Raw genomic sequence first — 13,335 nt, forward strand, 5'->3', positions numbered from 1 at the left:
AAGGGATAAAACCAATGAAAAAAGCCGCTCTCCTTTCCATTACTTTGCTCGGCTTAACCGCTTGTAGCCAAGGAGTCACAACCATGACAGATCGTTCTCAATCACCTTGTGGTGACAAACCAAACTGTGTCTCCACCCAAGACACGCGTGAAGAATACAACCTAACACCATTCACCCTAACCGAATCCACCAACATCGATGCAATTGAGCAAGTGGCGCTTGAACTGCCGGGGGCGAAAACAGCGGTGAAAGAAGGTAATTACCTACGTATCGAATGCACATCCAAAGTAATGCGCTTTGTGGACGATTTAGAGCTTAAGATCGAAGGCGACCAGCTTATTGTTCGTTCTGAATCTCGCGTTGGCTATTCAGACTTTGCCGTGAACCGTAAGCGTGCTGAACAATTACGTTCACTGTTGGCGAATGCTGAGTTAATCAAATAACGACCACATATTGGTGCAGAGTGGTATACTCTCGCCAACTTAAATTTTTATCGAAAGAGAGTGTTATGAAAGTTGGTATCATCGGTGCGATGGAACAAGAAGTCACCATCCTGAAAGAAGCAATGACAAACTGCCAAACAGTAAGCAAAGCAGGTTGTACGTTTTTCTCTGGTCAGATTAACGACGTTGATGTGGTACTGCTTCAATCTGGCATCGGTAAAGTAGCGGCTGCAGTAGGCACAACTATTCTGCTAGACGAGTACCAACCAGATGTGGTTATCAACACTGGCTCTGCGGGCGGCTTCGATTCAAGCCTAAACCTAGGCGACGTTGTTATCTCAACAGAAGTTCGTCACCACGATGCAGACGTAACCGCGTTTGGCTACGAAATGGGTCAAATGGCAGGCCAACCAGCAGCATTCAAAGCGGATGAGAAGCTCATGGACCTTGCTGAAAAAGCACTGGCTCAAATGGAAAACACTCACGCAGTTCGCGGTCTGATCTGTACTGGTGATGCGTTTGTTTGCACAGCAGAACGCCAAGAGTTTATCCGTAAACACTTCCCTTCAGTTATCGCTGTAGAAATGGAAGCATCTGCTATCGCTCAAACTTGTCACCAATTCAACACACCGTTTGTTGTTGTTCGTGCTATCTCTGACGTAGCAGACAAAGAATCGCCAATGAGCTTCGAAGAGTTCCTACCGCTAGCAGCGAAAAGCTCTTCAGAAATGGTATGCAAAATGTTGGAACTGACTAAGTAAGTCCCCAGAATTTCATGGAAGAAATATTTCAACAGCTCTATGCCAATGGTGCGCTCCTCGTCATGTGGGGCGCATTACTATTCCACTTATTAATCCCTATTCCTCACGCTGCTCATCCTGTGACTTTATGGCATAAATTCGCAGAACAACTGGCGAACAAAGTTAATAACAACCACGCCTACTCACAAAGCATTCTCTCTGGCGGGCTCGCACTGCTTCTTATGCTTGTGCCTTGCTTGATATTACTGCTCGCGATGAAGCCCTTAGTTTGGCAAGCGCCCTTATTTGAGCTGGCATTACTGCTTATTGCTCTTGACTGGCGAAACAACGAATCACTTGCGAAACAACTCGTCACTGCGATGTCAAGTGAGAACAAAGCACAGTGCCGAGCACTACTAAAACCTTACCTTAATCGAGATACCGAGAGCTTATCACTGCTTGGTATTGGTAAAGCAGGTGCAGAGACCATCATCATGGGTTACGGACGTAACGTTGTGTGCGTGTTGTTCTGGTATGGATTGACTGGTGGAATTGGCGCGTTAATGTATCGCCTAACGGCAGAGCTCGCTCGTGCTTGGTCCCCAAGTCGCCGCCAGTATTCACCTTTTGGTAAGCCTGCTATTCAGCTAACGGCTGCATTGGAGATTGTTCCTTTGCGCTTATTTGCAGTGTTCATTAGCATGGGTAAAAACCTATCGAGTGTTTCGACTGCCATGCTTCAACAAGCGAAGTCTTGGCCACTTCCGGGACCAGCTTGGTTGTTGTGCTCGATTGGTAACAAGCTTCAATTGTCACTTGGCGGCCCAGCGCTGTACCAAGGTCAAAGAGCTGAACGAGCGAAAATTGGTGGTCGTATAGCACCATCTGCTATTCATTTAGCACAAATCCAAACCCTCATTGTATGGCGTATTTTTGCTTGGATCGTTATCCAAAGCCTTATTCTCGGACTCATTTATCAAGGACTATGATGAACAAACTTTGCTTTGCTCTTCCTCTTATCTTCTCTGCCGCTTCTTTTGCCAATGAATCAGCTCAACGCGTCATCAGCCTGGCACCACACTCAACAGAAATCGCCTATGCTGCAGGTCTTGGCGACAAACTGGTTGCCGTCAGCGAGATGAGTGACTACCCAGAGCAAGCTAAAGGTTTAGAGAAGGTGTCAAACTATCAAGGCATCAAGTTAGAGCGCATCATTGCCCTTCAACCCGATTTAGTTATCGCTTGGCCAGCAGGTAATCCAGCCAAAGAACTTGAAAAGCTCAAGCAGTTTGGCATTCCTATCTACTACTCAACTACTGGAACGTTAGAAGACATCGCTACGAACATTGAGCAACTTAGCCAGTACAGTGAGAAGCCAGAAGTTGGGCAAAAAGCCGCCGCAGAATTCCGCGCGCAGTTAGGAGCATTAAAAGAAAAATACAATACCGAGGATAAAGTCAGTTACTTCTATCAATTGAGTGAGAAGCCGATCATCACCGTTGCGGGTAAGAACTGGCCAAGTGAAGTCTTCACCTTCTGTGGTGGAGAGAATATCTTTGCTAAAGGCAGTGCCCCTTACCCACAAGTCAGCATCGAGCAAGTGATTACTCGCCAACCCGAAGTCCTGTTTACCTCTCGCCACGCCATGAGTAATGATGGCATGTGGGCTGAATGGAAAAACGACATCCCTGCGTTAAAGAACAACCACGTTTGGTCACTCAATTCAGATTGGATCAACCGCCCAACCCTAAGAACCTTAAACGCGATCACAGAGGTGTGTGAACACTTTGAAACCGTTCGGCAAAAACGCTAACGTTTTCGTTGGAAATCCCGTACAATTTCCGTCCCATTTCTGTTCCCCCACAATTTGTTTAAAAGGTACCAAGTAACATGGACTCCATGCTGCTTTATATGATCGATTTATTCGGTACTGCTGTCTTTGCGGTTTCTGGCGTTTTACTCGCAGGCCGATTAAAGATGGATCCTTTCGGTGTGATCGTACTCGGTAGTGTGACAGCTATTGGAGGCGGCACTATTCGTGATATGGCGCTTGGCGCAACCCCAGTCTTCTGGATCACTGACACCACTTATCTTTGGGTAATTTTCATCACTTGTTTACTCACGATGATTCTCATTCGTCGCCCTAAGCGCTTGCCTTGGTGGGTTCTACCTGTCTGTGACGCAATTGGTTTGGCGGTATTCGTCGGTATCGGTGTCGAGAAAGCTCTCGCCTACAATGCTTCTGGCATGGTTGCGGTGATCATGGGCGTTATCACTGGCTGTGGTGGCGGCATTATCCGTGATGTGCTGGCTCGCGAGGTACCCATGGTACTGCGAAGTGAAGTCTATGCGACCGCATGTATCATTGGCGGAATTTTCCATACAACTGCACTGAGTATGGGACACGACCATTCAGTCGCCCTACTCGCAGGTGTCATCTCAACTTTGATTATTCGCCTTGGTGCGATTCGCTGGCACTTGTCACTGCCAACCTTTGCTATCAATCGTTGATCGATACGAATCAATTTACGCAAAAGAGCCGACTGAAACGTCGGCTCTTTTTGTTTGTAAAATCACCTGTCGCTTCTCATCTCAAGCTTGGCTATATTAGACCTATTATTCCCAACATTCATGGATAGACATGTTACTGGAAGGCATCGAAACACTATTAGTTTTAAGCAAAGCGAAAACAATGAGTCGCACTGGGAGTTTGCTGTATATCAGCCAATCTGCGGTGAGTAAACGTATCGCGAACCTAGAGAAAAAACTGGGAAAGAAGCTAGTAGAACCGTCAGGGAGAACCATTAAACTCACACCTGATGGCATGGCTTTGATCGAGAATATTGGTCCATCTTTTAACGAGTTACGTGGCCTTATTTATGAACAGCAAGAGCTAGAAGACACATCATTAATCACCCTCGATAGTTCAAAGTCTCTTATTGCAGGTTATCTTGGAAAAACCATTGGTGATTACCTCAAGCAAGATCAGTACTTAACCATAACCACCAACCACAGCCCTAGAATCGTTGAGCGAGTTCAATCCGGTAAAGCAACCATTGGGCTTTGTGCTGGTTTGCTTCCACCACATCACGGCTTAATGGCTTTCCACTTATGTGATGAACCTTTCTTCCTCGTTAGTGATAAGCCACTAAATGAGCTTCCGAAAAAAGTCATTACAAATGATTTAACCAATCCTTCCAATAGCTACCAACTGCCGGCATTAGAGAAAATCGGCATCAAACCATTGATGGAAATGGATGCCTACACTGCAGCTGCACAACTTGCACTTGGAGGGGCTGCGCCAGCATTAATCCCGTTATCGATTGTTAGAGCGTTAAAGATCCCTGACCATAACTGCTTTATGTTCGAACAACTGACATCTTTAATTCGACCGATTCATATCTGCGTTAGGCAAAACGTGTACCAGTCACCAAGAGTTAAAACAGTGATAGAAACCATTGGTGATGTTGTTGCCAAAGAAGTTTTGTCGCCATCAACATAGACATGGTAATCACTAAAGGTCGAATCCATTTTTGGCCTTTAGTAACAACAACTTTGGCACCAAGTTGAGCACCAATAAAGCCACCTACCGCCATGGTCAGACCGATTTCCCACACAGGCAAGCCAGCAAGAATAAAGAACAGCAGAGCCGCGATATTTGAGGTGAAGTTGAGAATCTTAGTACGAGCGGTCGCATCAACCAAAGAGAAGTGACCAAGTGCGACAAAGCAAAGCGCAAAGATAGAGCCAGTACCTGGACCAAAAAAGCCATCGTAAAAGCCCACGCCACCACCAACACATAAAGCAAACATCGCTTCAGAGAGCTTTGGTTCTCCTTCAGCTGTTTTATTAGTTGAAGAGAGCAAAAAATAGAGTGAAATCGCGATAAGCAGTACAGGGATAAGACTGGTGAGTACACCGGCATCGATAAACTGTACAGCCTCAGCACCAATGGCAGAACCAACAAAGGTACACAGAATCGCTAGGCGCATCTCTCTAAGGCTAACAATGCCATTACGCACAAAGTACCAACTGGCGGAAAAGCTTCCGAAAGAGCTTTGGAGTTTGTTGGTCGCTAATGCTTGAGTCGGGCTTAGCCCCGCAGCCAACAAAGCAGGTAGAGTCAAGAGACCACCGCCACCAGCCATCGCATCAATAAATCCCGCAGCGGATGCGACAAAAAACAGTGCAATTAAGATTTCGAACGTAACTTCCACTTGTGCGCCCTTGTAAATATTTGTAACCAAGATGGAACAACGATAGCACTGCCACGCAAACGCACAAAAGGAAACTCAAGACACCAACCTATTCCAGATTTTCATCAATAAGAGCACGGTTAGCAAAAGCAACTCAACAACACGAATGAAAAAATGAAGTTTAGAGTACCGTCGCAAAAACAATCCCAAACTTGAGAAGACGAACCGAAGCAAAGGTATAAAACTAGATGCTTAACATTGTTCTATATCATCATTCTTTAGAAACAACGAATGCAGGATGCAAACCAACTAATGAGTAGTTACCCACTAAAACACAGCAACAGTCGAAGTACAGCTTCATTCAATAGCACTTATCCTCTAAGTGAGAGAAAAAGAAGTGACAAAGAAGTCGTTATTTTTTCTTTAGATAGTTTCGATGTCATAGTTAAACATTACATCAAAGACAAAATAAGGCTAACTCGTTGGGAAAACATTAAATCAACGTTTGAAAACTCAGCTGGATATTTTGCTACAGGACAAGACCTAATATTCATATCTACCCTAGCAAATTACTTGTACGGGAATAATAGTACGATAGTTGTCAAGAACTACTCTGGAGCACCGCATATTATAATTACAGGCTCGCCAGCTATCAAAGTCAAGATCAAAGGAGTTGCAAAATTATTACCTACACCAACAGTTGCAAAATTTGCAGTTGGGCCTGAAGCTGCTCTTAACTCGATAAAAAGTGGTGGTGTTATCACGATAATCCTTTTGAGCTCATACAGAGTTATTGATTACTTCTTAGGTGATAAGCAGACCCTTTCGAAGCTATTAGGAACTATAGCGAGCGATATTATTAAGGTTGGACTTTCATCAGCTGCTGCTGCCATATTTGTTAATTTTGTAGCTTCTGTTGCTGGTGTAACTGTGACTTTAAGTGCTGGACCTATTCTTGCAGCCATTGTAATAAGTAGCGCTGTTGGCCTTTATCTAAATAAGGAAGATCAGGATAAAGGCTTAACTCAAAAGCTAATTCGTTCTATTGACAGCTATATAGAGAGCATAAACAGAAGCATAAAGAACGACATAGAAGAAGAACACAACGAAACTATCAGAAGAGCCCATTCAATGGTATTTTCTCAGAACATGAGCAAAGGACTACTGTGATGACGCATGGTAACTACGATAGAACACAAGCATTATTCTACTTGATATTCTTACTCATATCATCAACCTCTCTATTGATATACTCACTAAAAGGCATAACTGGCTTCTATGCCAATATAACCACTAAAAGTGAAATAACAACTTTTGATCAAGTCTATGTATATATGCTTGGAGCGAGTTTCATTCTTTTTGAATGCTTGAGAATACTTGTCATCTCAATTATATCAAATAACTTTGTTACTAAGAGCCAATTCAAAAAATCAAGTAAGATTTTTTTAGCTCTCTCCATAACTACTTTTTTATCATTATACCCTGCAACTATCTTAGCTGATGTATTTGCTAAGTCTAATAACTATACATTTAGCAAAGACGAATCGACTTACAATATTTTACTGGAAAAGAGAGCATACAAAATAAATAAGTAGAGTTTATTTTATAACTACCACTCTTATAGAGCTCACAATGTGGAGCACTGATCTAATTATGAATTACTTTGTAATGTAGGATACATACCAAATTTCAGTTTAAAGATTAAAGAGGGTCGCATGACTAAAATGGTTCTCCCTATGGCTTTATATCTATGCTTGACCATTGGTCTAGCAATAAGCCTAAGCATCTGGAATGAGTGGTTTTCTATCACTCAACAAATGGAGCTCGATACTTATTTCATTATCTTCGGTACCATAACTGCAGCAGTAATATGTGTTCCAAACATTCTGACTATAAGCAAGGGGTTGAGTATTGCAGCGAAAGTAAACTTGCTCACCATTGCATTTATTCTTGTTACTTGCAGCGCTAATTTTGTTATTACAAATGGCAGTACTATTGCTTCATCTTTAGGGACGTTGCTTTCAGTTATCAGCTTGATGCTATACAAAAGTCCGCTCTACCAAGCTTTCTTAGCGCACTTCAATTCTCTCCATTTTAAGAAACCTTAAAGACAAAAAAGCCCGCTCAAATGAGCGGGCAATGAGGTTGTCATATAAGCCCTATTTTTCAGGCTTACTGATTTTTATCTATTTTGCTCTTCTAGGCTAGCTTTCACTTTTGCGTGTAGCTCTTGAACCGAAGTTACCGTGCTCTTCGCGTCTGCAGTGTGTGCCATACAAGTTGCAAATGCAGCGTTTAGCGTTGTCGTGTAGTTCACTTTCTCAGCCAGTGCACCACGACGCAGAACTTTAGAGTCTTCAATCGCTTGACGACCAGCAGCAGTATTCACGATGTAGGTGTACTCGTTATTCTTGATACGGTCAAGAATGTGAGGGCGACCTTCGTGTACTTTGTTTACTAGACGTGGGTTGATGCCCGCTTCGCCCAGAATCACTGCTGTACCGTGTGTTGCATCTAGCTGGTAACCAAGTTTTGTCAACTTAGACGCTAGGTCCACAACGCGCTCTTTGTCACCAGCACGAACAGACAGCAGTGCACGACCACCTTCTGGGTAAATGTTGCCACAACCCAATTCTGCTTTCGCGTAAGCTTCTGCAAACGTTGCACCAACCCCCATAACCTCACCAGTAGAGCGCATTTCTGGGCCTAACAGTGGGTCTACACCAGGGAATTTGTTGAATGGAAGTACAACTTCTTTCACTGAGTAGTAAGGTGGGATGATTTCTTTCGTAAAGCCTTGAGCTTCAAGCGATTGACCCGCCATTACACGCGCAGCAATCTTAGCGATTGGTGCACCTGTCGCTTTAGATACGAACGGTACTGTACGCGCTGCACGAGGGTTCACCTCGATTAGGTATACTTGGTTGTTCTTAACCGCAAACTGCGTGTTCATCAGACCACGAACACCCAACTCAAACGCCAGCTTTTCAACTTGCTCGCGCATTACGTCTTGGATTTCTTGGCTTAGCGTGTATGCAGGAAGAGAACATGCTGAGTCACCAGAGTGAACACCCGCTTGTTCGATGTGCTCCATGATACCGCCGATAACCACACGCTCACCGTCACAGATAGCATCGATATCGACTTCAACTGCGTCGTCTAGGAAGCTATCTAGTAGAACTGGTGATTCGTTTGATACGCTGACAGCTTCGTTGAAGTAGCGACGTAGGTCTTGCTCATCGTATACGATTTCCATCGCACGACCACCAAGTACGTAAGAAGGACGTACAACCAGTGGGTAACCGATTTCACGAGATTTCTCTACCGCTTGCTCCATCGTCGTTACTGTCGCGTTTTCTGGCTGTAGAAGACCTAGACGGTCAACAGCAACTTGGAAACGCTCACGGTCTTCTGCACGGTCGATTGCATCTGGGCTAGTACCGATGATTGGCACGCCAGCCGCTTCAAGTGCACGAGCCAGTTTAAGTGGTGTTTGACCACCGTACTGAACGATAACGCCTTTTGGCTTCTCAACACGAGCGATTGCTAGTACGTCTTCCAGTGTTACTGGTTCGAAGTACAGACGGTCAGACGTGTCGTAGTCTGTTGAAACTGTCTCAGGGTTACAGTTAACCATGATAGTTTCGTAGCCATCTTCACGCAGAGCTAACGATGCGTGTACACAACAGTAGTCAAATTCGATACCTTGGCCGATACGGTTTGGACCGCCGCCTAGAATCATGATCTTGTCTTTGTCTGTTGGGTTCGCTTCACACTCGTCATCGTAAGATGAGTACATGTAAGCTGTATCAGATGAGAATTCAGCCGCACACGTATCAACGCGCTTGTACACTGGGTGAATGTCGTACTGGTCACGTAGACGACGGATTTCGCTTTCCGCAACACCTAGAATCTTAGATAGGCGCGCATCAGCAAAACCTTTACGCTTCAGCTTGTTAAGTTCTTCTTTGTTTAGACCAGCGAAGCCTTTTGCTTTTAGCTCTTGCTCAAGCTTCACGATGTCTTCGATTTGAACTAGGAACCAACGGTCGATTTGCGTTAGGTTGAATACGCCATCTACTGACATACCTGCACGGAATGCATCCGCGATGTACCAAATACGCTCTGCGCCTGCTTCTTTCAGCTCATGACGGATTTTCGTCAGTGCATCTGGCGCATCTAGGTCAACCATCTCGTCAAAGCCTGTCGCGCCAACTTCTAGACCGCGAAGTGCTTTTTGTAGTGATTCTTGTTGGTTACGACCAATTGCCATTACCTCACCAACTGACTTCATTTGCGTCGTTAGACGGTCGTTAGCACCTGCAAATTTCTCGAAGTTAAAGCGAGGAATCTTAGTTACTACGTAGTCGATGGTTGGTTCGAATGATGCTGGCGTAGCGCCGCCAGTGATGTCGTTCATCAGTTCGTCTAGCGTGAAGCCAACTGCCAGTTTCGCTGCAATCTTAGCGATTGGGAAACCTGTTGCTTTTGAAGCTAGAGCTGAAGAGCGAGATACACGTGGGTTCATCTCGATGATAACCATACGGCCATCTTTCGGGTTGATACCAAACTGTACGTTTGAACCACCAGTTTCAACGCCAATCTCACGCAGTACTGCTAGAGATGCGTTACGCATTAGCTGGTATTCTTTGTCTGTTAGTGTTTGCGCTGGTGCAACCGTGATTGAGTCACCCGTGTGGATGCCCATTGGGTCGAAGTTTTCAATCGCACATACGATGATACAGTTGTCCGCTTTGTCACGAACCACTTCCATCTCGTACTCTTTCCAACCGATAAGAGATTCATCGATTAGAAGTTCGTTGGTTGGAGATAGATCCAAACCACGACGACAGATTTCTTCAAACTCTTCTTTGTTGTATGCGATACCGCCACCAGTACCACCCATAGTAAATGATGGACGGATGATACAAGGGAAGCCAACCATATCGAGTACAGCGTAAGCTTCTTCCATCGTTTTTGCAGTATCTGCACGTGGACACTCAAGGCCGATAGACTTCATCGCTTTATCGAAACGCGAACGGTCTTCTGCTTTGTCGATTGCGTCAGCAGTCGCACCAATCATCTCAACGCCGAACTCTTCAAGAACACCGTGCTTCTCTAGGTCTAGTGCACAGTTCAATGCAGTTTGACCACCCATTGTAGGTAGTACTGCATCCGGCTTTTCTTTCGCGATGATGTTGCGAACCACTTCCCATTGGATTGGCTCAATGTAAGTTGCATCCGCCATGTCTGGGTCAGTCATGATGGTTGCAGGGTTAGAGTTTACTAGGATAACTCGGTAACCCTCTTCACGCAGTGCTTTACACGCTTGTGCGCCAGAGTAGTCAAACTCACATGCCTGACCGATAACAATCGGACCAGCACCAAGAATAAGAATACTTTGAATGTCAGTACGTTTTGGCATTATCTACTACTCCGAATTAAGCGCTGTGTTTTTTGATTAGTTCGATAAAGTGGTCAAATAGCGGTGCCGCGTCGTGTGGACCTGGGCTCGCTTCAGGGTGACCTTGGAAGCTAAATGCTGGCTTGTCTGTGCGGTGAATACCTTGTAGAGAGCCATCAAATAGCGATACGTGAGTAGCACGTAGATTTTCAGGTAGTGTTGCTTCGTCTGCTGCAAAACCGTGGTTCTGCGACGTAATCATCACAACATTACGCTCCAAATCTTTTACTGGGTGGTTTGCGCCGTGGTGACCAAACTTCATTTTCACTGTTTGTGCACCCGATGCTAGCGCAAGGATTTGGTGGCCTAGACAGATACCAAAGATTGGTAGGCCTTTTTCTAGGAATACTTTTGTCGCTTCAATCGCGTAAGTACATGGTTCTGGGTCACCAGGGCCGTTTGATAGGAAAACGCCATCTGGGTTTAGAGCCAGAACGTCTTCTGCTGAAGTTTCAGCAGGAACAACCGTTAGGCGGCAGCCTCGGTCAACCAACATGCGCAGGATGTTACGTTTTGCGCCGAAGTCGTAGGCAACAACGTGATATGGCAATTCGCTGTCGTCTTTCGCTTCTGGAAGTCCACTCTCAAGCGTCCACGAACCTTGTTTCCATTGATACGCTTCTTTTGTTGTAACCTCTTTCGCAAGATCCATTCCTTTCAAACCAGGGAATTCTTTTGCTTTCGCTAGTGCCAAAGCTTCGTCTAGATTGTTACCAGCTACGATACAACCGTTTTGAGCACCTTTTTCACGCAGGATACGAGTTAGCTTACGCGTGTCGATGTCTGCAATGCCGACGATGTTTTGCGACTTGAGGTAATCAGAAAGGGATTGTTCATTACGGAAGTTAGAAGCGATAAGAGGGAGATCGCGAATCACAAGGCCTTGTGCGTGGATGTAAGAAGATTCTTCGTCTTCGGAATTGGTTCCGGTATTGCCAATGTGAGGATAAGTAAGAGTAACGATTTGTTGAGAATAGGAAGGATCAGTGAGAATTTCTTGGTACCCCGTCATCGAGGTATTAAAAACAACTTCACCAACGGAAATACCATCTGCTCCAATGGAAACACCGCGGAACACTGTCCCATCTTCTAGGACTAACAGTGCTAATTTACCCAAGACAACCTCCAGAATAAAAATGCATAAAAAATAAATTAAGCTGCAAATTTGCCTTCCTTTACCTTGATTATTTACATAAACAGGTATTTTTGACAAATTGGCGGTATTCTAAAGACGGACTTGGAAACTGTCAACACACATTGAAAAATAAATTATTACTTTCTAGCGAGTAAGGGCATTTCAACAGAAAAAGCCCTAAAAAAGTAAGTTTTACCTATCTACATGTCACTTACCATGACTTTTTTGTGAATTTTACAAATTTGAACTTATTGCAGATCACAAAATTTTGCGAGATTTTTGCGCAAACGTTCATCCGGCAAATTCAACTCTCACTTTTGAGCATTACAACAAAATCATCACACCAAACACCCAAAACAACAAGGAAAGTGTCGATATTAACTCCCTATGACATGCTCATTTTATTTACATAATTTCCTTCAAATACAAAAAAGCCGGCTTACGCCGGCGAATAATTATGTAACTAAAGCTCATTTAACCCGAGGACATCGGTCATGGTGTAGAAGCCAGCTGGTTTAGAATGTAACCAAACTGCGGCCTTTACAGCACCATTAGCAAAGGTCATACGATCCGTTGCTTTGTGGGTAATTTCGACACGCTCACCGATATCAGCAAACATTGCAGTATGCTCACCGACGATATCACCAGCGCGAATAGTCGCGAAACCGATCTCATCTTTCGTACGTTCGCCCGTGATACCTTCACGTGCATATACCGCAACGTCACTCAACTTGTTACCCATCGCGCCAGCAATGGCTTCACCCATACCAATCGCGGTACCAGACGGAGCATCAACTTTATGACGGTGATGCGCTTCTACGATTTCTATATCACAGTAATCGCCCATCACTTTGGCTGCTTTTTCAAGAAGCTTAAAGACTAGGTTCACACCTACAGAGTAGTTCGGAGCCATAACAACAGGAATTTGCTTTGCTGCTTCATCAATCAGGTCACGTTCTTCTTCACTAAAGCCCGTAGTACCGATGACAATGCTCTTACCATGTTGTTTACACAGCTCTAGATTCGCTAACGTGCTCACTGGAGCAGTAAAATCGATTACAACGTCAAAGTTGTCGACTTCCTTGGCTAAATCATCCGTCAGAAAGACATCAAACTTACCTTCACCACACAGTTCACCTACATCAACACCAACTAGAGACGATTCTGGACGTTCAGAACCAGCAGTAACGGATGCTTCTGGATTGATATGTGATGCTTTAACTAGGTTGCGACCCATACGGCCGGCAGCTCCTGCGATTGCAATACGAACCATTGCGCTTATTCTCCTTCTCTGGATAAACGAGGCTTACCTCGTCTTCTCTCGTTTCGCTGTATCTTTTTAAACTAACAATATCCC

General features: G+C 44.6%; 12 protein-coding genes. 8 read left to right on the forward strand and 4 right to left on the reverse strand.

Annotated elements, in window-relative coordinates:
• The first annotated feature begins 14 nt into the window (after positions 1 to 14).
• From ATB78_RS02765 to ATB78_RS02790, 6 genes are all read left to right on the forward strand, one after another.
• Entirely contained in the window at positions 15 to 443 is a 429-nt protein-coding gene (locus ATB78_RS02765; protein WP_061007757.1) for a DUF1499 domain-containing protein, read from the forward strand.
• Positions 444 to 508: 65 nt separating this feature from the next.
• Complete coding sequence (mtnN, locus tag ATB78_RS02770) at positions 509 to 1,204, forward strand: 5'-methylthioadenosine/S-adenosylhomocysteine nucleosidase (protein WP_005436177.1); 696 nt, start codon at positions 509 to 511, stop codon at positions 1,202 to 1,204.
• 14 nt (positions 1,205 to 1,218) lie between these two features.
• Complete coding sequence (locus ATB78_RS02775; RefSeq protein WP_061007758.1) at positions 1,219 to 2,172, forward strand: cobalamin biosynthesis family protein; 954 nt, start codon at positions 1,219 to 1,221, stop codon at positions 2,170 to 2,172.
• On the forward strand, positions 2,172 to 2,996 hold the full coding sequence (gene btuF / locus ATB78_RS02780) for a vitamin B12 ABC transporter substrate-binding protein BtuF (RefSeq protein WP_061007759.1): 825 nt from the start codon (positions 2,172 to 2,174) through the stop codon (positions 2,994 to 2,996). Before ATB78_RS02775 ends, btuF begins: the two co-directional genes overlap by 1 nt.
• A gap of 77 nt (positions 2,997 to 3,073) precedes the next feature.
• The gene (locus tag ATB78_RS02785) at positions 3,074 to 3,694 is read left to right on the forward strand and encodes a TRIC cation channel family protein (protein WP_005425397.1); all 621 of its coding nucleotides are present in this window, start codon (positions 3,074 to 3,076) and stop codon (positions 3,692 to 3,694) included.
• A 130-nt stretch (positions 3,695 to 3,824) separates the two neighbouring features.
• On the forward strand, positions 3,825 to 4,685 hold the full coding sequence (locus tag ATB78_RS02790; RefSeq protein ID WP_061007760.1) for a LysR family transcriptional regulator: 861 nt from the start codon (positions 3,825 to 3,827) through the stop codon (positions 4,683 to 4,685).
• On the opposite strand, the gene ATB78_RS02795 is transcribed toward ATB78_RS02790, so the two are convergent.
• Positions 4,621 to 5,400: a TSUP family transporter gene (locus ATB78_RS02795; RefSeq protein ID WP_061007761.1), complete on the reverse strand. Its 780-nt coding sequence runs from the start codon at positions 5,398 to 5,400 to the stop codon at positions 4,621 to 4,623. The two genes, ATB78_RS02790 and ATB78_RS02795, sit on opposite strands and share 65 nt — an antisense overlap.
• A gap of 270 nt (positions 5,401 to 5,670) precedes the next feature.
• Between ATB78_RS02795 and ATB78_RS02800 the strand changes: the two genes are divergently transcribed.
• Both ATB78_RS02800 and ATB78_RS29255 read left to right on the forward strand, forming a co-directional pair.
• Positions 5,671 to 6,549, forward strand: coding sequence for a hypothetical protein (locus tag ATB78_RS02800; RefSeq protein ID WP_240537361.1), 879 nt, complete (start codon positions 5,671 to 5,673; stop codon positions 6,547 to 6,549).
• A gap of 545 nt (positions 6,550 to 7,094) precedes the next feature.
• Positions 7,095 to 7,487, forward strand: a complete 393-nt coding sequence (locus tag ATB78_RS29255) for a hypothetical protein (protein ID WP_155647744.1) — start codon at positions 7,095 to 7,097, stop codon at positions 7,485 to 7,487.
• A gap of 74 nt (positions 7,488 to 7,561) precedes the next feature.
• Here ATB78_RS29255 and carB read toward each other — a convergent pair whose 3' ends face one another.
• The 3 genes from carB to dapB form a co-directional block, all read right to left on the reverse strand.
• Positions 7,562 to 10,804, reverse strand: coding sequence for a carbamoyl-phosphate synthase large subunit (carB, locus tag ATB78_RS02815; RefSeq protein ID WP_061007763.1), 3,243 nt, complete (start codon positions 10,802 to 10,804; stop codon positions 7,562 to 7,564).
• A 16-nt stretch (positions 10,805 to 10,820) separates the two neighbouring features.
• Entirely contained in the window at positions 10,821 to 11,960 is a 1,140-nt protein-coding gene (gene carA, locus ATB78_RS02820) for a glutamine-hydrolyzing carbamoyl-phosphate synthase small subunit (RefSeq protein ID WP_061007764.1), read from the reverse strand.
• Between the two features lie 481 nt (positions 11,961 to 12,441).
• A complete protein-coding gene (dapB, locus tag ATB78_RS02825; protein WP_005425407.1) occupies positions 12,442 to 13,251 on the reverse strand; it encodes a 4-hydroxy-tetrahydrodipicolinate reductase in 810 nt (269 codons plus the stop codon).
• Positions 13,252 to 13,335 lie beyond the last annotated feature (84 nt).

This window comes from Vibrio sp. CUB2, assembly GCF_001557945.1.
GTDB classification, from domain to species: domain Bacteria; phylum Pseudomonadota; class Gammaproteobacteria; order Enterobacterales; family Vibrionaceae; genus Vibrio; species Vibrio owensii.